Below are 20,480 nucleotides of genomic sequence, written 5' to 3' on the forward strand. Positions count from 1 at the left end.
CTTGACGTAAGGCTTGACGAATTGCGGCGACATCAGTCGCACGTCATGTCCCATTTTGCCCAGCTCCCGCGCCCAGTAGTGTGAGCTTCCACAGGCTTCCATGCCGATCAATGTCGCTGGCAGTTTGCCAAAGTATGCCTGCATCTGGTTGCGCCGCAATTGCTTCCTGACAATCACCTTGCCCGCACGATCCACTCCGTGTATCTGGAATACGTTCTTTGCCAGGTCTATGCCAATACGCGTAATATCCATTTCACACCTCCCTCTGTTGACTGGTTGTTTGCCATCTCCAGTCTGGCACATCTCGATGCCGTTTAGGGGGAGGTGTCCATTCCATTGCCCTACACGGGCTGTACTTACTTGTTTTTTTTCGCTTCCGTACCAGACGGCCGCGAAACAAAAGGCGTACCGGTCTGCGCAGCTAGTTGGCGTGCCTTCTCGGCAGCGCGCATCAAGGCTTGCGGAGCTTTTTGCAAAGTGGAGTCTTTCAAATGCGACACGGGAGCTTTCATTTTTTCTGTCCTTCATCTAACAGCACTGGAGGCATGCTGGAATTATCATAAAACTGCCAGCTATCTACCAGCAACTTGTAGCGCTCGAAATTCGAAATGCCATGTGCGAAACGACGGCGAATCACATCAACCGGGATATTGTGCCCGCCCTGTCTTACACAAATCGCGACACGCTCAATCGCCATTTCAGCATCCGGTAATGATAAAAAACCAGCTCAACCACATAACCCGAAGCGCGCCACACCGGAATCATCTGCGCATAGGTCAACCCAGAAAGCGTCGTCTCGAAAGAAAAACTCGCACCGCGCTTTGCATACTCCGCTATCGTTTCCAGCATCAACCGCCCGGCCTTGAAGGCCGCAAGCTCTGGCGCGAAGGGAGATAGACCGGCGGCGATCAGATCGGCATTCACAAAGTTGGGCAACTCGGCATCCGTCGGCAAGAACTCTCGCGCAAAGGTCGTCTTACCCGCGCCGTTTGGCCCGGCGATGATGACGATGCGCTTATTACTTGAGGTAGATGTCATGTGATGTGTCGATGAAGTTCGAGCCTAGTCCCTTTAACTTAAATCAATTCGACTCCGGTACCTTTAGTTTGGTACCTTTGGTTCACTCGGTATCACTTGTTTGCTTTGAAAAGACTATTGGGCCAAATTTTGGGTCATATATCCCAAATGCATTAACCCTGTTTTCTTTCAACTGAAACACTAGATTCCATCTTTCGAATGAAGCAAGTCGCCTTAGTTGATCGGGCGAGATAGCAACTGATGTAGGGTCACCGAGTTTTTCCCTCAGCTCCGTATAATCTGTACCGATGCCAAGACCGGATATTTTGTAGCAGTATGAGCATGACCCGACGTAGAGTACGCCTTTGACTTCTGTGCCCTTGAAAATAACTACAGCTTCATTCTCACTAGATGAGTTTCTATACAACCAGACCTGTCCGTCTTCAGCAGAGGGGTTGCCCTTTTTGAACTTCACATCGGGCGCTTTGTCGCCAAGTACAATGGAAAGAAATTCAGTCTGCGCCATTACCCTTGTCTCGTACTTCCCATAAATCCAAATCAGCAGAGCGGTCAGGCAACCTAGCGCAATAGAACCCCAAAGAACACGAACTAAAATTTTCTTCCAGCCCCACCTATCCTTTGTCTGTCCATAGAGAAGTACCAAACCCAAGACTAGCGAAGCCAAGAAAATCCCTGTACCTACTTCCATGCTAGCTCCCTTTTAAACGAATTATTGCGGAAACTCATCTTGAACTAATGCGAGGAATTAAACGGGGACAGACCACGTTTTATTCTTCGCTATCTCTTCATGCACCCACAACGGATCAAGGTCAGCACCATTCGGCCAAGTGAGCGCACCAAGCTCGATATTGACTTGCTGAAACAACTGCACATCTTTAAGTGCCGCGAAGATTCCCGCATCCACGCTATTCACCAGCGCAGACATATCGACGATGCCGCTCGTACCATCATTACAGGTGATTGAAAGCCTATAACTTGGCTGCACGTTAACAGCACGCACGCGCCAAGGTGCGGCAGCGATCACTCCAGAGGGGCGATGTTCTTGGGTAACTGTTTCGATTGGCATAGGTTCCAGTCCTCCATCAACTCTTTGCGGTGTTGTGCTGCCCATTCAAGTACAAGTGCCTGCGCACGTCTCGGCAGACTACCCTTTATGACTTCCAATGTGCGAATGTCTATCAGTGCTTCGTACTCACCATACATGGCGTGAAAGTGAGGCGGTGCATGTTCTCGCCAGAACATCTGCACAACGATTCCAAAAAACTGGCTGATGGTTGGCATGCACCTTCTCCTTGTTGGCTAGTTTACCTTTCAACAGGCTCGGGGCGAAAATTCTCCCCCACCCCAGCCCTCCCCCGGTGGGAGAGGGAGTAGTGCGGCGGTTACCGACTGATCGGCTTATACCGAATCCTCTTAGGCTTCGCCCCCTCCTCACCCAGCCGCTTCTTCTTGTCCGCCTCATATTCCTGATAGTTGCCATCAAAGAACGTCCACTTGGAGTCGCCTTCGCAGGCGAGGATGTGGGTGGCGATGCGGTCGAGGAACCAGCGGTCGTGGGAGATGACAGCGACGCAGCCGGCGAATTCGAGCAGGGCATCTTCCAGCGCGCGCAGGGTTTCCACGTCGAGGTCGTTGGAAGGTTCGTCGAGCAAGAGGACATTTCCGCCGGAGATGAGCGTCTGCGCCAGATGCAAACGTCCACGTTCGCCGCCGGAGAGTTGGCCGACGATCTTGGCCTGGTCTGCGCCTTTGAAGTTGAAGCGGCCGATGTAGGCGCGCGCCGGGGTTTCGTATTTGCCCACGGTCAAGATGTCGTTGCCACCGGAGATGGCATCGAACACGGTCTTGTCGTTGTCCAACCCTTCGCGCGATTGGTCGATGTGCGAGACTTTGACGGTCTGGCCGATCTTCACCGTGCCGCTGTCGGGCGTTTCCTTGCCGGTGATCATGCGGAACAGCGTGGATTTACCCGCGCCGTTCGGGCCGATGATGCCGACGATCGCGCCGGGCGGAATCTTGAAGCTGAGGTTGTCGATCAGCAGGCGGTCGCCAAAGGCCTTGGAGACGTTCTCGAACTCGATGACTTCGTTGCCCAGGCGGTCGCCGATGGGGATGAAGATTTCCTGCGTCTCGTTGCGCTTCTGGTGCTCTTGCGAGTTCAGCTCTTCAAAGCGGGCGATACGCGCCTTGGATTTGGCCTGACGCGCTTTCGGATTTTGGCGCACCCATTCCAGCTCCTGCTTCATCGCCTTGGCGTGAGCGTCGAGCTGCTTTTGTTCGAGCGCCAGACGCGCGCCCTTCTGGTCGAGCCAGCTCGAATAATTGCCCTTCCAGGGAATGCCTTGTCCACGGTCGAGTTCGAGGATCCATTCGGCGGCATTGTCGAGGAAGTAGCGGTCGTGGGTGACGGCGACCACGGTGCCGGGGAAGCGCACCAGGAACTGTTCCAGCCATTCGACGGACTCGGCGTCGAGGTGGTTGGTCGGCTCGTCCAGCAGCAGCATGTCGGGTTTTTCCAGCAGCAGCTTGCACAGCGCCACGCGGCGTTTCTCACCGCCGGACAGGTTCTTGATGAGCGCGTCCCACTCGGGCAGGCGCAGCGCGTCGGCGGCGATGTCCATCTGGTGTTCGGAGTCCGCACCGCTGGTGGCGATGATGGCTTCGAGGCGCGCCTGCTCGGTGGCCAGCGCGTCGAAATCGGCATCCTCTTCGGCGTAGGCGGCGTACACCGCATCCAGCTTGGCTTGCGCCTGCATCACTTCGCCCAGGGCGGACTCGACCTCCTGACGCACCGTCCAGTCGGGGTTCAGCACCGGCTCCTGCGGCAGGTAGCCGATGCGGATGTTCGGCTCGCGCTGGATCTCACCGTCGTATTCCTTGTCCACGCCCGCCATCAGGCGCAGCACGGTGGACTTGCCGGAGCCGTTCAGACCGAGCAGGCCGATCTTCGCGCCGGGGAAGAAACTGAGGGAAATATCCTTGATGATCTGACGCTTGGGAGGAACGATCTTGCTCACGCGGAGCATCGACATTACGTATTGGGCCATGATTTGAAAGTGCCTGTGATGGAATTGAAAAGGTGCCGGATTATACCGCCCGCCCTAAGCCGGAAACACGCCGGTGGACAGGTAACGGTCGCCCCGGTCGCAGACGATGAACACGATGGTGGCGTGCTCGACCTGTTGCGAGATGCGCTGGGCGATGGCGAGTGCGCCGCCGGAGGAGATGCCGCAGAAGATGCCTTCCTCGCGCGCCAGTCGGCGGGTGTATTCCTCGGCTTCGGCCTGACCGACGTATTCGATGCAATCGACGTTGGTCGGGCTGTAGATGGTGGGCAGATACGCCTCCGGCCATTTGCGGATGCCGGGTATCTGCGCGCCCTCTTCCGGCTGCGCGCCGATGATCTGGATGGCGGGATTGCGCTCCTTGAGGAAGCGCGAGGTGCCCATGATGGTGCCGGTGGTGCCCATGCTGGACACAAAATGCGTGATGCCGCCCTGTGTACCGCGCCAGATCTCGGGGCCGGTGCCTTCGTAATGGGCCAGCGGGTTGTCCGGGTTGCCGAACTGGTCGAGGATGATGCCGCGCCCCTCGGCGCGCAGCCGTTCGGCGGTGTCGCGCGCCAGCTCCATGCCGCCCTCTTTCGGTGTCAGCACCAGTTCGGCGCCAAAGGCGCGCATGGTCTGGCGGCGCTCCACGCTCTGGTTCTCGGGCATCACCAGGATCATGCCGTAACCGCGCATGGCGGCGGCCATCGCCAGCGCGATGCCGGTGTTGCCGGAGGTGGCCTCGATCAGCGTATCGCCGGGACGAATCTCGCCGCGCGCTTCCGCGTGCGCGATCATGGATAAGGCGGGGCGGTCTTTCACCGAACCCGCTGGATTGTTACCCTCCAGTTTCGCGAGGATCACATTGGACGTGTTGCCGGGGATGCGCTTCAAGCGTACCAGCGGCGTTTCGCCCACAAAGTCTTCTAGTGTCTTGTACATGGCGGCTCCTGAACAGCCGTGAATGATAGCAGCAGGCCACGGCAGAAGCGGCAGGATTCTTTGGCAGGGCCGCGCCAAATCGCATAAAATGGCGCGGTTCCAAGACTCGTCCCTGGCCCTGCCCACCCCTATGAACAAATGCGGGTTCCTGTTCGCTGCGCTGCTGCTTGCGTGCCTTCCGGCACGCATGGTCGCGGCTGCCCCGCAGGACAGCGCACTGGCCGCCTCCGCCCCGGCGGGCGCGGCCACGCTGGGCGGCGATGCCAACATGATCGACCAGCTGCTGGGCAAGGCGCACGAACTCATCGGCACGCCTTACCGCAACGGCGGCATGTCACCGCTGACCGGCTTCGATTGCAGCGGCTTCGTCGGCTACCTGTTCAAGACCAATCTGGCGATGAACCTGCCGCGCACCTCCAAGGACATGAGCCGGGTCGGCGACAAGGTGGACAAGAACGAGCTGAAACCGGGCGACCTGCTGTTCTTCAACACCGTGAAGCGCGGCATCTCGCACGTCGGCATCTATCTGGGCGACGGCAAGTTCATCCACTCGCCCTGGCACGGCAGCAGCGTGGAAGTCGCCTACCTCGGCATGAAATACTGGACCAAACGCTTCGCCGTGGCCAAGCGCCTCGACCTGCCCGAGACTTTACCCAATCCGCTGTCGAGCTTGCAGCCGCCACCCGCGACCGTGGCCCAACAGCCTTATCCCACCCCTCCATCAACACAAGGAAAATAGCATGAGCTTGAACAATGTCAGCGCCGGCAAGAATCTGCCACAGGAATGTAACGTCATCATCGAGATCCCGGCGCACTCCGATCCGGTCAAGTACGAAGTGGATAAGGAGAGCGGCGCGCTGTTTGTCGACCGCTTCGTCTCCACCCTGATGCGCTATCCGTGCAACTACGGCTACATCCCCAACACCTTGGCGGACGATGGCGATCCCGTCGACGTGCTGGTCGTCACCCCCTTCCCGCTGGTGCACGGCGCGGTCATCCGCGTGCGTCCGCTGGGCATGCTGGACATGGACGACGAGAGCGGCGGCGATGCCAAGCTGGTAGCCGTGCCGGTGACCAAGCTGACCCCGCTGTACCAGAACGTGAACAGCATCGAAGACCTGCCAGAGCAACTGCTGCAACAGATCCAGCATTTCTTCGAGAACTACAAGTCGCTGGAAAAAGGCAAGTGGGTCAAGGTCAAGGGCTGGAAAGGCATCGAAGCTGCCCACACCGAGATCACCAACGGCGTCGCCAACTACAAGGGCTGATCCATGACCGCGCGCATCATTGACGGCAAGGCCATCGCGCAGGAAGTACGCGCCGAGTGGAAGGTTCGCGCCGACGCGCTCAAGGCGCGCGGCATCACGCCGGGTCTGGCGGTCATCATCGTCGGCGAAGATCCGGCCTCGAAGGTCTACGTCGCCAACAAGGTGAAGGCGTGTGCGGAGTTGGGCTTGCATTCCGAGCACATCGCCCTGCCCGCCGACACCTCGGAGGCAGCCCTGCTGGCGAAGATCGCCGAGTTGAACGCCGACCCGGCCATTCACGGCCTGCTGGTGCAACTACCGGTGCCCAAGCACATCGACGGCGACAAGGTGCTGAACGCCATCAGCCCTGAAAAGGACGTGGACGGCTTTCACCCGATCAACGTCGGCGCGCTGGCCACCGGCAACATGCGCTTCGCGCCGTGCACGCCGTACGGTTCGCTGGTGCTGCTGCAAAAGAGCGGTGTCAGCATCGAAGGCAAGCACGCCGTGGTGGTGGGACGCAGCAACATCGTCGGCAAACCGATGGCGCTGTTGCTGTTGCAGCACAACGCCACCGTCACCATCTGCACCTCCAAGACCGTCGATCTCGCCAAGCACACCCGCGATGCCGACATCCTGGTAGTGGCGACGGGCAGGCCGAAGATGGTCACCGGCGACATGATCAAGCCGGGTGCCGCCGTCATCGACGTGGGCATCAACCGCATGGCGGATGGCAAGCTGTGCGGCGATGTGGATTTCGAGTCGGCAAAAGAAGTGGCCGGCTGGATCACGCCGGTGCCCGGCGGTGTCGGCCCGATGACCATTACCATGCTGGTCGCCAACACCGTGCAATCGGCGGAACGTAGCGCCGGTATCTGATACGGCGGTCGTCAGGTAGCGGGAGCGCTCTGCTCCCGCTCCAATTCCAGCAATAAATTCAGCCTGTCGGTTCGCGCCACTTCCAGCCAATGACGGTTGGAGAGTGCGCCTTCCATCGCCCAGAGCAGATTCAAGCTGACCTTCACTCCGCTACGCTTCACTTGAAGATAGGCGCGAACCGCACCGAGTTTGCTCAACTGCTCAAACGAATGGATGCCGGCAATCGCCAACATCTGTTTTGATTTCAGGCCGAGATTGGGCAGCTTGGCAATATCCATCGCTACACGGCTAGCGCGCTTTCAATAAAGCATCAAACTCTTCAGCTGGCATGGGCTTGGCGAACAGATAGCCTTGGCCGAGATCACAACCGATCTGCATCAGCAAGTCGCGCTGCTCTCTGGTTTCCACGCCTTCGGCGATCACCTTCAACCCAAGTTTGTGTGCCATGACTACGATAGCCTCACATAACGCCATATCGGCTGGATCGCTGGCCATGTTGCGCACGAACGATTGATCGATCTTGAGGTAGTCGATGTCGAATTTTTTCAGATACGACAGTGCAGAATATCCTGTGCCGAAGTCATCTATGGAAACCTGGATGCCGGCATCCCTGAACTGGAGCAGCTTGCGCACCGTTTCGTCATCCTTGTTGAGCAGCAGCCCTTCCGTGATCTCGATAGCAATGCTGCGCCCGGACAAGCCATTGTCACGGAGGAAACGAATCCAGGATTCTGGAGTGTCCTCTTTGCTGCGGAACTGTATGGGGGACTTGTTCACGCTTATCTGGAATGACCGGTTACCGGCCATCTCGCTCCATCGTTTCGCATGCCTTGCCGATTCGTGGAATACCCACTCTCCAATCGGATTGATCAGTCCGGTCTCCTCGGCAAGCGGGATAAATGTCATCGGACTGACGAGCCCCCGCAGTGGATGCTGCCAGCGCAACAACGCTTCGGCCTTGAAAATGTTGCCGGTAGCTAATTCTATGATGGGCTGAAAGTAGACACGCAACTGATTGCCAGTGAGCGCCTGGCTCAACTCACCGATCAAGCGCAGCCGCAGCTTGGCCGCCTCTTGCAGGGCAGGCGTGAAATAGCTGTAGCGGTTGCGCCCCTCCTCCTTGGAGACGTACATGGCCTGATCTGCATTCTGGAGTAACTGTTCAAGTTGAGTGGCATCATCAGGGTACACCGTGATGCCAATACTGGCGGAGATGTGTGCAACCTCACTTCCGAGGAAGTATGGCTCGGCAAGCCTGTTGATTATGGTCTGTGTCAATTGATCGATATCTTCCATCTCGTGAAGATGCGACAAAATCACGGTGAACTCGTCTCCTCCCAGGCGCGCAACCGTATCAGATTCGCGCACACAGCCGATCAGCCGCTGAGAGGCCTGCACCAATAGATCGTCACCGACGTGATGTCCCAAGGAGTCATTCACTTCCTTGAACCGGTCCAGGTCTATGAATAGCAATGCGAAGGCATCGGTGGCGCGATCCGCCTTCTTGATCTCCTGAGCCAGTCGATCACGGAACATCCGACGATTGGGCAGGCCTGTCAGCAAATCGAAATTGGCCTGGTGCCAAATGATCTCCTCGGATTTTAGCTTTTCGGTGATATCCGAGAACATGGCTACCCGGCGATGTACCAAACCTTCCGTGTCGTAGATGGTGTTGATGGTCAAATGCTCGGCGTACACCTCACCGTTCTTGCGCCGATCCCATATCTCGCCCTGCCAGCGACCGCTAGTATTCAATGCATCCCACATGGTTTGGTAGAAAGTGGGGTCTTGACGACCCGAGCTGAGCACATTCGGGCTTTGGCCGATGATCTCGTCCTCGGTATATCCCGTGGTTGATGTAAATGCCGGGTTCACCGCAATGATTCGGTTATTGGCATCGGTAATCAGCATGGCCTCGCTACTCACTTGATAGACCAAAGCTGCCAGGCGCAAATCTTCCTCGGTTTGTTTGCGTACCGAGATGTCGGCGTGCGTTCCGATCATGCGCAATGGCTTACCTTCTGCATCGCGACTCACCAGCATCCCGCGCGCCAAAATCCATTTGTAACTACCGTTCTTGCAACGCATCCGGAACTCGACGGTGTAGATCGAAAGCTCGCCTGCAAAATAAGCTTCAACTTGTGCCAGAACTTGTTCGCGGTCATCTGGATGCAAATGAGCAAGCCACGCGTCCGATAGGTTCGGGAATTCATGCTCGTCGTAACCTATCATTTCCTTCCAGCGCTTCGAGAATATGGCCTCGCCCGTTTGCACCGACCAGTCCCACACGCCATCACCGGCACCTTCCAGAGCAAAATGCCAGCGCTCTTCACTGGCACGCAAGGCATTTTCGGCCAGGATGCGATCGTGGTTGGAGCGGTCGATATCGCCGGTCATCTCGCTGAAAGCTCGGGCAGCGTAAGCGATCTCATCCTCACCCGCCATCAGCTCCGCATCCGCTTTGTACTCACCTTTACCATACTGGCGCATCGCCTCGCTGAGTCTTTGCAGTCGATTGATGATGCTGCGGCTCACCGCAATTTCGATGAAATAACCGCTCAATAACGAAATCAGCACGATCATGCCTGCCAGTGCCTTGAATAGCGCATTGGTGGTAGCCATCACCTGCTCTACCGGAACCAATTGGAAATAGCGCCACCCCAAAGGCTGGATCTGTACGCCGACGGCGATATGTGCACGACCATTCAACATCAATCCTTGCGCAAGCACCTGAGGCTTATCGGTCAAGGTCGATTTCAGCAACTGCTGCAACTCTGGCTCTGCAGAAAAATCCGGAACAAAGCTATCCTGCGCCGCCTCCAGTTGTTTCTGCCAGGCACCTACCAGCACAAAATGCCCCTCGCTATCGACCAGGAAATGCTGCGTTTCATCGTATAGCTGGGTTGAAGCGAACAACGATTCCATCACGTTGGACAGCTGCATATCTTCGCCTATCGTACCCAGCCACTTATCGCCCAGGTAGAGCGGAAAAACCGCACTGACCATCCAGGCTTTGGCGACCGGGTCGTACAGCGGGGGTGTGTAACGCAGGAGACGCAAAGGGTTGAGCTGGGGCGAGGTGTAGCTCAGCCAGGGGGTATGCGTGTAATCATTGTCTGCAGGCATGCCAATCGTAAAATCCGGCATGGAGGCATCAAAGATAATCTCGCTACGCTCGGGGGACAGGAACCAGGTGTTTTCCAACTTGCGACTGGCAGCTGCACCAAATGAATCAAGGACATGCTTGATACGCCAATGCTGTAACTTCTGTGTGTCACTTTCATTGGCATTGGGCGGGAGAAAAATACCCGCTTCACGCTTGCCATCATACGGGGGCTTGCGATTGCGCCAGACCCCATCCTTCCCGCGCACCATTTGGCGATGGAATTCACTCAGCCCGGTCGGGTCTGCGGGCTTGGACAGTTCCGCCTGCAACAAACGCGAAAGTGCCGGCAACTTAACCCCGGCCTCGACAAAACGCTGGGTGGCAGGCGCAATAAGATTGGACGTCTTCTTGGCTATCGCTGCAGACTCGGCCTGAATGATCTGCTGGTGAGCATAACGGTAGATCAACCATGCACCGGGCACCGCCGTCAGCAGGATGCTGGCAGTAACGATCAGCGTGATCTTGCGTCGGACATTCATTGAGCTCTACTTTCCATCCAGCAAGGTGAAATACCGGGTCACCAGCAGATTGATGGCATCGCCACACCAATTCTGCCCGGCAAAACACTCGGCTCGCCCCAAACCATTGCTCTGCCAGGTCAGGCGTGCATCCCATTCCCCGAAACGCTTTTGCAAGGTGATCGAACGCTGCGTGTAATCAGGCAGCCCCAGCATGGCGTTGTTACTCAGCCGCTGCCTGCCCAAGCGCAGGTCAAGGTTGAATTCGTGGGGCAAGGGAATGATGGCTATGCCTTCAACGTATTGCGCTGCTCCAGAGCCAAAATAGTCCCGAATGAAGTCGTAATAGACTCCAACGGTAGCTGTAGGCAAGGAGTAGCGAAAATCAAGTCGATATTTGTATGAGGCATATTTGAGTGACTTGGCCGTGCCGGGATAATTGAATGACAGATAGCTGGCATCCCAACTGAACGCATCCTTGCTGCCCGCATGACCGGCATAGTAATCGACCTCGGTGCGCGCCTGCCGGCCATCGTTGAAGTCGACATTCGACAGCCAAGTGCCTGCATAAACGCCTGAATCAGCTGTGTAATCCAGCCCGCCCTGGAGTGCGGGCCGGTGTCCGGAGTTGGAGATGCCACGAAAGACATAGTCATTGGTTGCTGCCACATTGGCGGTCACCGCTGCCTGGGCAATCAGCGGATGAACAAGCAGTGCGCCAAGCAACAACATCCTTCTCACAATCACTCCATGCTTGCACCTGCCAGCAGCTCCTCCACACGGGCTCTGCCCTGCGGGGTCGTCATAACCATCAACACATCGCCTCCCTGTACCGGATGTGCCGCTGGGGGGTTGAATTTCCAGTGTCCTACGTGCTTAACGGCAAGAACCACGCAATCTGTATTTCCGTGATACAGCACCGCCAGCGGCTTACCTGAAAGGGCCTCGGGAATGGTTATCTCTTCCATGCGCAAGTGATCCTCAGACTTGAGCATTTCATCGAGGAAAGAAACGACTTGCGGGCGTACCATCGCCGAAACCAGCCTCAAGCCGCCGGTAAAATCTGGTGAAACGATCTCGTCGGCACCCGCACGGCGGGTCTTTTCCACGTTTTTTACATCATGACACCGTGCCACGACACGTATCTTTGAATTTAACTGTTTGGCGCTCAGGCTAATCACCAGATTCTTGCTGTCATCCGCCGCCACCGCGAACACGCCTTTGGCGCGATGCACCCCCGCTGAGATCAGCAGATCGTTGTCGGTGGCATCGCCATGCACGAAAAGCTGTTCGGGATGTTTGTCCAGATAGTTCTCGATATGCTGCATGTCCTCATCGACGATCACGCACGAGCGTCCGGTCGCACTAAGTTCGTGGGCAACGTTGCTTCCCACCCGACCGATACCGCAGACGATGTAATGTTCGCTCAACTTCTCGATTTTCTTCTGCATCTTCTTTCTCCGCCAAGCTTGATTGAGGTCGCCTTCCAGTATGAACGCCGTCACCGTAGACAGCAGATAAGTCAGCGTGGCGATCCCGGCAAAGCCGATGAACACCGTGAATAAGCGCCCGTAATGATTGTTCGACAGATCGACGATCTCGCCAAAGCCGATGGTGGCAATGGTGATGAAGGTCATGTAGAAGCAATCGACCCAGGAATTGTGATCTCCACCCAACAGCCGGTAACCGACCGTACCGATGATGAACACCAGGATCAGCGCCACACAGCCCCAGATGAACGAGGCGTAGATATGGCGCGCGGATGCGTCCAGTCTCACGTCACTGCTCCGGCTTCCGGGGGAACAGCACATCGCTGAAACCGAACTGGCTCAGATCCTCGATGCGCATGGGGTACAGGATGCCATCCAGATGATCGCACTCATGCTGCACCACACGGGCATGGAAACCACTCACGGTGCGGTCGATCAGCGCGCCGTACTGGTCGTAGCCCTGATAGCGCAGATAGTCGAAACGCGGCACTTTGCCACGCAACCCCGGCACGCTCAGACAACCTTCCCAGTCTTCGCTCTGCTCGTCGCCCAGCGGCATCAGCACGGGATTGATCAACACGGTCTGCGGCACGGCGGGAGCATCCGGGTAGCGCGGATTGTGCTCACAACCGAAGATGACCACCCGCAACGGCACGCCGATCTGGGGCGCGGCCAGGCCGACACCCTCGTGGGCCCGCATGGTGTCATGCATGGTCGCCAGCAGCTCGTGCAAGTAAGGGGTGTCAAAGGCATCGACCTCGTCCGCACGAGACAACAGCCGCACATCGCCCATCCGCAGGATCTCGCTAATCGCCATCGCACTGCACCACACACTCCAGCAGGGTGCGCACCTGCACCATCACCCGCTGCGCGACCTTGCCCACCTCCTCCAGACTCACGCTATCGCGACTGTCACCACGTCCGGCAGCATGGTTCACTACTGCGGCGATGGTCGCATAGCCCAAGCCCAGCTCTCGCGCCAGGATGGCTTCCGGCATCCCGGTCATGCCGACCATGTCGGCACCATCACGCTCCATGCGATCGATTTCGGCGATGGTCTCCAGACGCGGTCCCTGGACGGCAGCATACACGCCACCGTCCAGGCAGTTGGTGTCGGCCAGTCTTGCCGCCGAGAGCAAGCGGCTGCGCAACGGGGCGGAATAGGGATGGGTAAAATCAGTATGGATCACTGCCGTGTCGGTGCCATCGACGAAGGTCGACTCGCGGCCATGGGTGTAATCGATGATCTGGTCGGGCACCACCAGCGTGCCGGGGACCAGATCGGCACGGATGCCACCGACCGAAGCCACCGATACGACGCGCGTCACGCCCTCCTGCTTCAGCGCCCACAGATTGGCACGGTAGTTCACCAAATGTGGCGGAATGGTGTGTCCGTAGCCGTGGCGGGCGAGGAAGATGACCTCGTGCCCGCCCAAGGTACCGAAGGTCAGCGCACCGGAAGGTTCGCCGTAAGGCGTACGCATCACCTGTCGCCGGGTGATCTGCAGATTGGCCAGTTGGGTCAGGCCGCTTCCGCCCAGAATCGCCAGCATCTCAATTCTCCTTTAACGCATGGATGGCCGGCAGATTGCGCCAGGCACCGTGTATGTCCATGCCATAACCGAACACGAAGCGGTCCGGCACCTCGATGCCGACAAAGTCGGCGGATAAGGGTTTCGGTTTGCCGTGCTGCTTGTCCACGAACACCGCACAATGGAACTCGGCGGCCCCGAGTTCCAGCACCCGCTGCCTTACCGCAGCCAGCGTCTCACCCTCGTCCAGGATGTCGTCCAGCACCAGCACCACCCGCCCCTTCAGCGTCTCGTGCTGCGGCTGCACTTTCCAATGCAACTCGCCCCCCTGCTGGCGGTCACCATAGCGCGAGACATGCACGTAATCGAAATCGAGCGGGAAAGCGAGTTGCGGTAACAGCTGACCGACGAACACCACTGCGCCGCCCATCACCGCCAGCACCAAGGGCTGGGAGTCACCCAGCCGCGCCGTTATCTCTCGGGCCAACCGGGCCAGCGCCGCCTGCACCTGATCCGGGCGACAAATCACCTCGGAACGCTGTAGATAGTCCTGCGCTTGCCCGGCTGGGATCATCGGGCAACCGTCCTCAGGTAGGCGGCGAACTCGTCGTGGAACTCGGGGCGTTTGAGTCCGAACGACACCACCGCCTTGAGATAACCCAGCTTGTCGCCGCAGTCGTAACGCACGCCATCGTAACGGTAAGCCAGCAGATTCTCCTCCTGCATCAGGGCAGCGATGCCATCGGTCAGCTGGATCTCGCCGCCAGCCCCCGGCTGGAGTTGGCGCAGGTGATGGAAGATACGCGGCGTCAGGATGTAACGCCCTACCACCGCCAGCGTGGAGGGCGCCTGCTCAGGCTTGGGTTTCTCGACGATAGCGTCGACCTGCTCCAGCGCGGCGGTGAGCGGCGTGCTGCTGACGATGCCGTAGCTGCCCGTCTGCTCGCGGGGCACGTTCTCCACCCCCAGGATGGAGCACTGCCGCTCGCGGAATACCGCCGACATCTGCGCGGTGACCGACGGCACGCCATCCAGCAGATCGTCCGCCAGCAACACGGCGAAAGGCTCGCCCTGCACCACCGGCTCAGCACACAGTACGGCATGGCCCAAGCCCAACGCCACCGGCTGACGGATGTAGATGCAGTTGATGTTCTTGGGGATGACCTCCTGTACGATGCGCAGCAACTCTTTCTTGCCGCGCATCTCCAGCTCGGCTTCCAACTCGTAGGCCTTGTCGAAGTGATCGGGGATAGCGCGCTTGTTGCGACCGATGATGAACACCATGTCGGTGATACCGGCCTCCACCGCCTCTTCCACCGCATACTGGATCAGCGGTTTGTCGACTACCGGCATCATCTCCTTGGGGGTGGCCTTGGTGACCGGCAGGAAACGCGTCCCCATCCCCGCCACCGGAAACACCGCCTTGGTGATCTGCTTCGTTCTGCGGTCACGATGGGCGTTCCTGCGCTCCACGAACACCCCCTTGATGAGATCGTTCTGCTCCGTCATTCCATCTCCCTCAGCTTATCCATCAACCCTTGTTCGTCCAGTACCGGCACGCCCAGTTGCAGTGCCTTGTCCAGCTTGCTGCCGGCTTCCGCCCCCGCCACCACGAAATCAGTCCTCTTCGAGACGCTACCGGCCACCTTCGCCCCCCTGGCTTCCAGCAGGGCCTTGGCCGCATCACGGCTCAATGTCGGCAGTGTACCAGTCAACACGAAGGTTTTCCCGCTCAGGGGTAAGGTCACAGCGGACAGACCGTCATGCTCTTCCCAAGACACACCCAGCGCACGCAACTGCGCCACCACTTCGCGGTTGTGCGGTTCGGCGAACGAATCGGCGATGCTCTGCGCCACCACCGGCCCCACGTCCGGTACCGCCAGCAAGTCCTCCGGCGTGGCTTGCATGATGGCATCCAGCCTGCCGAAGTGTCGCGCCAGGTCCTTGGCCGTACTCTCGCCGACATGGCGGATACCCAAGGCATAGAGGAAACGGTTGAGCGTGGTCGTCTTGCTATGCTCCAGCGCGGCCACCAGGTTCTGCGCACTCTTTTCGGCCATGCGCTCCAGGCCGGCCAGCGTCGCCACGTCCAGACGGTAAAGATCAGGCAGGGAGTGGATCAAGCCGCCATCCACCAGTTGCTCCACCAGCCTATCGCCCAGACCTTCGATATCCATCGCCCGCCGCCCGGCAAAGTGCAGGATGGCCTGCTTGCGCTGGGCGGCACACACCAGCCCGCCGGAACAACGCCAATCGACCTCGCCCTCCTCGCGCACGATATGGCTACCGCACACCGGGCACTTGCCGCCCAGCCGGGCATACAGATCGAACGGCGCTCTCCTTGCACCCTCGGCCCTGCGGTATTGCTCAGCATCGACTCCGCTACGCGCAGGCAATGGGTTTTCCAGCACCACGCCGACCACCTCCGGGATGACATCACCGGCACGCCGCACGATCACCGTATCGCCGATGCGCACATCCTTGCGGCGCGTCTCGTCCTCGTTGTGCAAGGTGGCGTTCGACACGGTGGTGCCACCGACGAACACCGGCTCCAGCTTGGCCACCGGAGTGAGCTTGCCGGTGCGCCCCACCTGGATGTCGATGTCACGCACCACGGTGAGCTGCTCCTCGGCGGGAAACTTGTGCGCCACGGCCCAGCGCGGCTCGCGCGTGACGAAGCCCAGCCGCTGCTGCAGTGCCAGGCTGTTGACCTTGTACACCACGCCGTCGATGTCGAACGGCAGGCTGTCGCGCAGGCCAGCGATGCGCTCGTGAAATCCGACCAACCCCGGCCCACCCCGTACCACCGCGCGCTCTTCGCACACCGGCACACCGAACGCCGCCAGCGCATCGAGGATGCCGTTGTGCGTGTCGGGCAGCGGCCAGCCCTGCACCTCGCCCAGCCCGTAGGCGAAGAACGACAACGGGCGGCGCGCCGCCAGCGCCGGGTCGAGCTGGCGGATGCTGCCCGCCGCGCCGTTGCGCGGATTCACCAGCGTGGGCAAGCCCAGTGCGCGCTGTTTTTCGTTGTAGCGCTCGAAATCGCTGCGCGCCATGTAAGCCTCGCCGCGCACTTCCAGCACGGGTGCATCACAACCCTGCAAACGCAGCGGGATCTGGTGGATAGTGCGCACGTTCTGCGTCACGTCCTCGCCGGTCTCGCCGTCGCCGCGCGTGGCGGCCTGCACCAACACACCCTGTTCGTAACGCAGATTGATGGCCAATCCATCAAACTTCAGTTCACAGACGTATTCGACCTGCGCCTCCGGCTGTTCCAGTTCGCGCCGCACGCGCGCGTCGAAAGCCAGCGCGCCTGCGTCGCTGATGTCGGTCTCGGTACGGATGGACAGCATGGGCACCGCATGGCGCACCGGCGCGAACCCATCGAGCACTTGGCCGCCGACACGTTGCGTAGGGGAATCGGGTGTGCGCTGCTCAGGATGAGCCGCTTCCAGCGTCTGCAGTTCACGGAACAGCCGGTCATATTCGGCATCCGGGATCAGCGGCGCATCCAGCGCGTAATACTGGTGGTTATGTCTTGCGATCTCGGCTCGCAGTTGTGCGGCCCGCTCGACGGGGCCGGTCATGCAAACAACCGCAGAGCCTGAGAGCTGCCGGGCGGGAGCTGCTGCGCCAGCATGGTCTGTTCGATGGCCACGATCTGCTCGCGGATCAGGGCGACAGCCTCGTCACCCAACGGCTTGCGACGGTCGTCCACCACATTGGCACGCAAGCTGGCTGCGATCACCTTGGCCATCTCCAGCATCTCGTCGAAACGCTCGACGGGATGCTCCACGCGCGGCACTTCGAGCAACAAGGTCAGGCCGGAGAAGGACATCTGGTTGAGCACATGGTGCTGGAACGGCACGTTGTCGAGGTTGCTCAGGCTGAACTGGGTCAGCCCACGGCCATCGAGGAACTGGAACGCGCCATCGGCTTGCAGGGTAAAACCGTTCTGCGATGCAACATAGACGATCTCGGCACCAAGCAAGGGGCGGTCGCTGCGCGGCACCAGGTTGAGGCCGATGATCTGGTCCACCTCGGCGCACACGGCATCCAGCGCGATGGCGCGCTGGGCGGCTTCGGCCACGTCGGGGCACTCGGCCTCAGCCGACATATCGGCGGCTATGCGTTTGATGAGTTCGCGGAACGCCACCAGACGCGTCTCGCTGATGGCACCCGAGCGATCGACCAGTTGCAACGAGATCTTGAAAGAGTCATACAGCAGCGGACTTTCCGGGATGACTCGCTCCCACTGTGAACTGGACGAGTTCAGACCGCAGGCATTGACCGGCTTGCCGAAATCGAAGCGCTGTTGCCACAAGGGAGCCAGCGCCCCCACTCCGATGGGCGTGCCGGGATAGATCAGGGCCACATAGTCGCTGCTGGCATCGACCAGCGCGCAACCGTCATCGGTGGCGCTGTTGCGCGTCGGCTCCTCGGCCAGCGCCTGGACGGTCTCCTCGACGGTAGCGACCGCTTCAGAGCCCTCCTGTGGCGCGGCATCCGGCCTGTCGTCCAGCGGAGCAGTCTGTTGCAGCACGTCCTCCCGCTTCTTCTCGAACACCTCGCCGAAGCGGCGGCGGTATTGGCGCTGCTGCCACCAACCGTAAGCCCACACGGCCAGTACCACGAAAACCCCGATACCCAGCAGACTGATTTGCAATTCACTCATGGCGATGATTGTTGTTATTGGAAGCGGCTGGATTATCGCAACAGCACAGGGAAATGGCAAAGCCTATGACAGGGCCAGATCGCCTTCGTGCATGCCTATGTTGGCCACCTCGCGCAGCGCGACGAGGAATTCCGGCGACTCGTGCAACTGCGCCTGCGACATCGGATGCGCCCCGCCCCGCATGTGCGTCAAACGCAACCGGCTGGTAGCCGGCATCTCGTACACCAACCCGGCCAGCAACTCGTCCGCCGATTCCGGCTTGTTGCACACCAGCACCATATCCGCACCCGCGTTCAGCGCAGCCTCGGCTCGCTGCACGATACCGCCCGCCACCGTAGCGCCTTCCATGGACAGGTCGTCACTGAAGATGCACCCCTCGAAGCCCAGCTCGCCGCGCAGGACTTGCTTCAACCACACCGGCGAAAAGCCCGCCGGACGCGGATCCACCTTGGGATAGATGACATGGGCGGGCATCACGGCGGTGAGCCCGCAGTTCACCATCTGGCGGAACGGGATCAGGTCGGCCAGCTCGATGTCGGTATAGCTGCGCTCATCCACCGGGATGTCCAGGTGCGAGTCGGCAGCGATGTAACCGTGGCCGGGGAAATGCTTGCCCACCGTCTGCATACCGGCCTGACGCAAGCCCAGCAACAGACTGTGCGCCAGCTCGGCGATGGCCTGCGGCTCAGAATGGAAAGCGCGGTCGCCGATCACCGTGCTCACACCGTAATCCATGTCCAGCACCGGCGTGAAACTGAAATCCACCCCGCAGGCACGCAGCTCGGCGGCCAGCACGAACCCGGCCTGCTGCGCCAGATGCCTGGCGCGCTTGGGCTGCACATCCCAGACCTTGCCCAGCTCACGCATCGGCGGGATGCGGGTGAAGCCGGAACGGAAACGCTGCACCCGCCCGCCCTCGTGGTCCACCGCGATCAACAACGGCGGCGTGCGCACCGCCCGGATCGCCGCCGTCAGCTCGCACAACTGCGCTGGCGATTCGTAGTTGCGCGCGAACAGGATCACCCCGCCCACCAGCGGATGGCGCAACCGCGCCTCATCCTCCGCCGTCAAAACCTTGCCCACCACATCCAGCATCACCGGCCCCAAACCCATACTTTCCCCCTTAATCCCGCTCAAGCCGCACGCCCGAATCATCCATAGCCACAGGCCTATCCCGCCCCGGCCACCTTGTGAGGACGTGAGTGTAAAGCATGGTCGCCCGCACGTCTTTGCGACCGAACGCCCCTGTGCCGCATCGCCCACAACGGACAAAGTCCTCAACGATGGAAACGGTCGAGTAAACAGACAAAACCATGAAAGCAACGCCCTAACACACCCTGATACTTAGAGCCAAAGGAGACAACAACATTCTGCATTTGAATTGACAAGTATCTTGTAATTAGAGGAAAGTCGGGGGCCTGTTCTTTCACGTTAGGTTGAGTCCATGCAATTTCTACTGACTTTAATCGTCCTGTTCTTAAATGTTCAACCTGTATTCGGCCAACCGGCAGTTACATGCGCTGAAAATGGGTGCGTCGCGGGGACCTATATCTCAACATATACTGACAAATCTACGCCATTCTACGAATGCCCTACTCGTGAAGTTTCTGATTACATCACTCTAGTCACCTCCATGCTTCGATTGCAAGCTGCGATGGGAGTTATGCCGAATATTTCACCAGTTACTGGCGAGCCGGAGTACACAGGCGAAAGCAAAGCCATTCTTGATAAATACCGTATCAAAGCCGGGATAAAAACATTCGACCAAGCAATTGGAATGTGCCAAAAAGGGAAAAGTGGCACAAAGGCCACGGTAATGAACTATCAAAAAGATGGCTTAAGCATTTGGGTCTCACCTAGGCGCTCCGGAAGCCAACCCTTCTGGATGCCAGTTGCAAGTGCGATTCCCATCAGATAAAAAAAGGACCAACATTTCTGCCAAATCAAACCTGGGCAAGCAATACTTGGCAACCACCGCACGGGCCGGTTACTTCAATCGTTAAGTC

At 59.1% G+C, this 20,480-nt stretch carries 23 protein-coding genes and 1 pseudogene; 4 read left to right on the forward strand and 20 right to left on the reverse strand.

Translation table 11 applies throughout. The features are described from left to right. The 9 genes and pseudogenes from DM08_RS08555 to cysM all read right to left on the reverse strand — a co-directional run. Positions 1 to 252: pseudogene (locus tag DM08_RS08555) on the reverse strand (IS110 family transposase); the annotation flags it as partial. Between the two features lie 104 nt (positions 253 to 356). Then, positions 357 to 512: a hypothetical protein gene (locus DM08_RS13040; protein ID WP_161780279.1), complete on the reverse strand. Its 156-nt coding sequence runs from the start codon at positions 510 to 512 to the stop codon at positions 357 to 359. Further along, on the reverse strand, positions 509 to 697 hold the full coding sequence (locus DM08_RS13180) for a hypothetical protein (protein ID WP_237560254.1): 189 nt from the start codon (positions 695 to 697) through the stop codon (positions 509 to 511). Before DM08_RS13180 ends, DM08_RS13040 begins: the two co-directional genes overlap by 4 nt. After that, the gene (locus DM08_RS08560; protein WP_237560255.1) at positions 667 to 1,038 is read right to left on the reverse strand and encodes a hypothetical protein; all 372 of its coding nucleotides are present in this window, start codon (positions 1,036 to 1,038) and stop codon (positions 667 to 669) included. The genes DM08_RS13180 and DM08_RS08560 overlap by 31 nt, the downstream gene beginning before the upstream one ends. A gap of 82 nt (positions 1,039 to 1,120) precedes the next feature. Further along, positions 1,121 to 1,726 (reverse strand): hypothetical protein, encoded by a 606-nt coding sequence (locus DM08_RS08565; protein ID WP_035384251.1) that lies wholly within the window; start codon positions 1,724 to 1,726, stop codon positions 1,121 to 1,123. A 57-nt stretch (positions 1,727 to 1,783) separates the two neighbouring features. Then, on the reverse strand, positions 1,784 to 2,104 hold the full coding sequence (locus DM08_RS08570) for a DUF2442 domain-containing protein (RefSeq protein WP_237560256.1): 321 nt from the start codon (positions 2,102 to 2,104) through the stop codon (positions 1,784 to 1,786). Further along, entirely contained in the window at positions 2,059 to 2,319 is a 261-nt protein-coding gene (locus DM08_RS08575; RefSeq protein ID WP_035384253.1) for a DUF4160 domain-containing protein, read from the reverse strand. The genes DM08_RS08570 and DM08_RS08575 overlap by 46 nt, the downstream gene beginning before the upstream one ends. A gap of 101 nt (positions 2,320 to 2,420) precedes the next feature. After that, complete coding sequence (ettA, locus tag DM08_RS08580) at positions 2,421 to 4,085, reverse strand: energy-dependent translational throttle protein EttA (protein WP_035384254.1); 1,665 nt, start codon at positions 4,083 to 4,085, stop codon at positions 2,421 to 2,423. Positions 4,086 to 4,139: 54 nt separating this feature from the next. Continuing rightward, on the reverse strand, positions 4,140 to 5,027 hold the full coding sequence (gene cysM, locus DM08_RS08585; protein ID WP_035384255.1) for a cysteine synthase CysM: 888 nt from the start codon (positions 5,025 to 5,027) through the stop codon (positions 4,140 to 4,142). 130 nt (positions 5,028 to 5,157) lie between these two features. On the opposite strand from cysM, the gene DM08_RS08590 reads away from it, so the two are divergent. The 3 genes from DM08_RS08590 to folD are packed head-to-tail and all read left to right on the forward strand — an operon-like array spanning position 5,158 to position 7,153. Further along, entirely contained in the window at positions 5,158 to 5,766 is a 609-nt protein-coding gene (locus tag DM08_RS08590; protein ID WP_161780280.1) for a C40 family peptidase, read from the forward strand. 1 nt (position 5,767) lies between these two features. Continuing rightward, entirely contained in the window at positions 5,768 to 6,295 is a 528-nt protein-coding gene (gene ppa, locus DM08_RS08595) for an inorganic diphosphatase (RefSeq protein ID WP_035384256.1), read from the forward strand. A gap of 3 nt (positions 6,296 to 6,298) precedes the next feature. Next, positions 6,299 to 7,153 carry a bifunctional methylenetetrahydrofolate dehydrogenase/methenyltetrahydrofolate cyclohydrolase FolD gene (gene folD / locus DM08_RS08600; RefSeq protein ID WP_035384257.1) on the forward strand — a complete coding sequence of 285 codons (855 nt, stop codon included), beginning with the start codon at positions 6,299 to 6,301 and terminating at the stop codon, positions 7,151 to 7,153. Positions 7,154 to 7,164: 11 nt separating this feature from the next. Here folD and DM08_RS08605 read toward each other — a convergent pair whose 3' ends face one another. From DM08_RS08605 to nagZ, 11 genes are all read right to left on the reverse strand, one after another. Next, positions 7,165 to 7,431, reverse strand: coding sequence for a TfoX/Sxy family protein (locus DM08_RS08605; RefSeq protein ID WP_035384258.1), 267 nt, complete (start codon positions 7,429 to 7,431; stop codon positions 7,165 to 7,167). A gap of 10 nt (positions 7,432 to 7,441) precedes the next feature. After that, on the reverse strand, positions 7,442 to 10,798 hold the full coding sequence (locus DM08_RS12310) for an EAL domain-containing protein (protein ID WP_051938028.1): 3,357 nt from the start codon (positions 10,796 to 10,798) through the stop codon (positions 7,442 to 7,444). A gap of 6 nt (positions 10,799 to 10,804) precedes the next feature. Beyond that, positions 10,805 to 11,509: a TorF family putative porin gene (locus tag DM08_RS12315; RefSeq protein ID WP_051938030.1), complete on the reverse strand. Its 705-nt coding sequence runs from the start codon at positions 11,507 to 11,509 to the stop codon at positions 10,805 to 10,807. Positions 11,510 to 11,520: 11 nt separating this feature from the next. Continuing rightward, positions 11,521 to 12,555 (reverse strand): potassium channel family protein, encoded by a 1,035-nt coding sequence (locus DM08_RS08620; RefSeq protein ID WP_237560257.1) that lies wholly within the window; start codon positions 12,553 to 12,555, stop codon positions 11,521 to 11,523. Position 12,556: 1 nt separating this feature from the next. Beyond that, positions 12,557 to 13,084 carry a peptide deformylase gene (def, locus tag DM08_RS08625; RefSeq protein WP_035384259.1) on the reverse strand — a complete coding sequence of 176 codons (528 nt, stop codon included), beginning with the start codon at positions 13,082 to 13,084 and terminating at the stop codon, positions 12,557 to 12,559. Further along, complete coding sequence (locus DM08_RS08630) at positions 13,074 to 13,820, reverse strand: S-methyl-5'-thioinosine phosphorylase (RefSeq protein ID WP_035384260.1); 747 nt, start codon at positions 13,818 to 13,820, stop codon at positions 13,074 to 13,076. The genes def and DM08_RS08630 overlap by 11 nt, the downstream gene beginning before the upstream one ends. A 1-nt stretch (position 13,821) precedes the next feature. Beyond that, positions 13,822 to 14,373 carry a hypoxanthine-guanine phosphoribosyltransferase gene (locus tag DM08_RS08635; RefSeq protein ID WP_035384261.1) on the reverse strand — a complete coding sequence of 184 codons (552 nt, stop codon included), beginning with the start codon at positions 14,371 to 14,373 and terminating at the stop codon, positions 13,822 to 13,824. Continuing rightward, the gene (galU, locus tag DM08_RS08640) at positions 14,370 to 15,308 is read right to left on the reverse strand and encodes a UTP--glucose-1-phosphate uridylyltransferase GalU (RefSeq protein ID WP_081908844.1); all 939 of its coding nucleotides are present in this window, start codon (positions 15,306 to 15,308) and stop codon (positions 14,370 to 14,372) included. The genes DM08_RS08635 and galU overlap by 4 nt, the downstream gene beginning before the upstream one ends. Then, positions 15,305 to 17,386, reverse strand: a complete 2,082-nt coding sequence (gene ligA, locus DM08_RS08645) for an NAD-dependent DNA ligase LigA (protein ID WP_035384262.1) — start codon at positions 17,384 to 17,386, stop codon at positions 15,305 to 15,307. Before ligA ends, galU begins: the two co-directional genes overlap by 4 nt. Then, the gene (locus tag DM08_RS08650; RefSeq protein ID WP_081908845.1) at positions 17,383 to 18,474 is read right to left on the reverse strand and encodes a cell division protein ZipA; all 1,092 of its coding nucleotides are present in this window, start codon (positions 18,472 to 18,474) and stop codon (positions 17,383 to 17,385) included. Before DM08_RS08650 ends, ligA begins: the two co-directional genes overlap by 4 nt. Before the next feature lie 63 nt (positions 18,475 to 18,537). Next, the gene (gene nagZ / locus DM08_RS08655) at positions 18,538 to 19,587 is read right to left on the reverse strand and encodes a beta-N-acetylhexosaminidase (protein WP_035384264.1); all 1,050 of its coding nucleotides are present in this window, start codon (positions 19,585 to 19,587) and stop codon (positions 18,538 to 18,540) included. Positions 19,588 to 19,918: 331 nt separating this feature from the next. Here nagZ and DM08_RS12885 point away from each other — a divergent pair, with 331 nt between their 5' ends. Next, positions 19,919 to 20,392 carry a hypothetical protein gene (locus tag DM08_RS12885; RefSeq protein ID WP_152555814.1) on the forward strand — a complete coding sequence of 158 codons (474 nt, stop codon included), beginning with the start codon at positions 19,919 to 19,921 and terminating at the stop codon, positions 20,390 to 20,392. The last annotated feature ends 88 nt before the right edge of the window (positions 20,393 to 20,480 follow it).

The sequence above is a fragment of the Ferriphaselus sp. R-1 genome (assembly GCF_000746095.1).
Lineage (GTDB): Bacteria > Pseudomonadota > Gammaproteobacteria > Burkholderiales > Gallionellaceae > Ferriphaselus.

What these genes read in the sequence shown, in the direction of transcription:
- DM08_RS13180 (WP_237560254.1), bottom strand. Translation starts at nt 697, where the DNA reads ATGGCGATTGAGCGTGTCGCGATTTGTGTAAGACAGGGCGGGCACAAT.
- DM08_RS08560 (WP_237560255.1), bottom strand. Translation starts at nt 1,038, where the DNA reads ATGACATCTACCTCAAGTAATAAGCGCATCGTCATCATCGCCGGGCCA.
- DM08_RS08575 (WP_035384253.1), bottom strand. Translation starts at nt 2,319, where the DNA reads ATGCCAACCATCAGCCAGTTTTTTGGAATCGTTGTGCAGATGTTCTGG.
- DM08_RS08605 (WP_035384258.1), bottom strand. Translation starts at nt 7,431, where the DNA reads ATGGATATTGCCAAGCTGCCCAATCTCGGCCTGAAATCAAAACAGATG.
- DM08_RS08635 (WP_035384261.1), bottom strand. Translation starts at nt 14,373, where the DNA reads ATGATCCCAGCCGGGCAAGCGCAGGACTATCTACAGCGTTCCGAGGTG.
- nagZ (WP_035384264.1), bottom strand. Translation starts at nt 19,587, where the DNA reads ATGGGTTTGGGGCCGGTGATGCTGGATGTGGTGGGCAAGGTTTTGACG.
- DM08_RS12310 (WP_051938028.1), bottom strand. Translation starts at nt 10,798, where the DNA reads ATGAATGTCCGACGCAAGATCACGCTGATCGTTACTGCCAGCATCCTG.
- DM08_RS08570 (WP_237560256.1), bottom strand. Translation starts at nt 2,104, where the DNA reads ATGCCAATCGAAACAGTTACCCAAGAACATCGCCCCTCTGGAGTGATC.
- DM08_RS12885 (WP_152555814.1), top strand. Translation starts at nt 19,919, where the DNA reads ATGCAATTTCTACTGACTTTAATCGTCCTGTTCTTAAATGTTCAACCT.
- DM08_RS12315 (WP_051938030.1), bottom strand. Translation starts at nt 11,509, where the DNA reads ATGTTGTTGCTTGGCGCACTGCTTGTTCATCCGCTGATTGCCCAGGCA.
- ligA (WP_035384262.1), bottom strand. Translation starts at nt 17,386, where the DNA reads ATGACCGGCCCCGTCGAGCGGGCCGCACAACTGCGAGCCGAGATCGCA.
- folD (WP_035384257.1), top strand. Translation starts at nt 6,299, where the DNA reads ATGACCGCGCGCATCATTGACGGCAAGGCCATCGCGCAGGAAGTACGC.
- cysM (WP_035384255.1), bottom strand. Translation starts at nt 5,027, where the DNA reads ATGTACAAGACACTAGAAGACTTTGTGGGCGAAACGCCGCTGGTACGC.
- ppa (WP_035384256.1), top strand. Translation starts at nt 5,768, where the DNA reads ATGAGCTTGAACAATGTCAGCGCCGGCAAGAATCTGCCACAGGAATGT.
- galU (WP_081908844.1), bottom strand. Translation starts at nt 15,308, where the DNA reads ATGACGGAGCAGAACGATCTCATCAAGGGGGTGTTCGTGGAGCGCAGG.
- DM08_RS13040 (WP_161780279.1), bottom strand. Translation starts at nt 512, where the DNA reads ATGAAAGCTCCCGTGTCGCATTTGAAAGACTCCACTTTGCAAAAAGCT.
- def (WP_035384259.1), bottom strand. Translation starts at nt 13,084, where the DNA reads ATGGCGATTAGCGAGATCCTGCGGATGGGCGATGTGCGGCTGTTGTCT.
- DM08_RS08565 (WP_035384251.1), bottom strand. Translation starts at nt 1,726, where the DNA reads ATGGAAGTAGGTACAGGGATTTTCTTGGCTTCGCTAGTCTTGGGTTTG.
- DM08_RS08630 (WP_035384260.1), bottom strand. Translation starts at nt 13,820, where the DNA reads ATGCTGGCGATTCTGGGCGGAAGCGGCCTGACCCAACTGGCCAATCTG.
- DM08_RS08590 (WP_161780280.1), top strand. Translation starts at nt 5,158, where the DNA reads ATGAACAAATGCGGGTTCCTGTTCGCTGCGCTGCTGCTTGCGTGCCTT.
- DM08_RS08650 (WP_081908845.1), bottom strand. Translation starts at nt 18,474, where the DNA reads ATGAGTGAATTGCAAATCAGTCTGCTGGGTATCGGGGTTTTCGTGGTA.
- ettA (WP_035384254.1), bottom strand. Translation starts at nt 4,085, where the DNA reads ATGGCCCAATACGTAATGTCGATGCTCCGCGTGAGCAAGATCGTTCCT.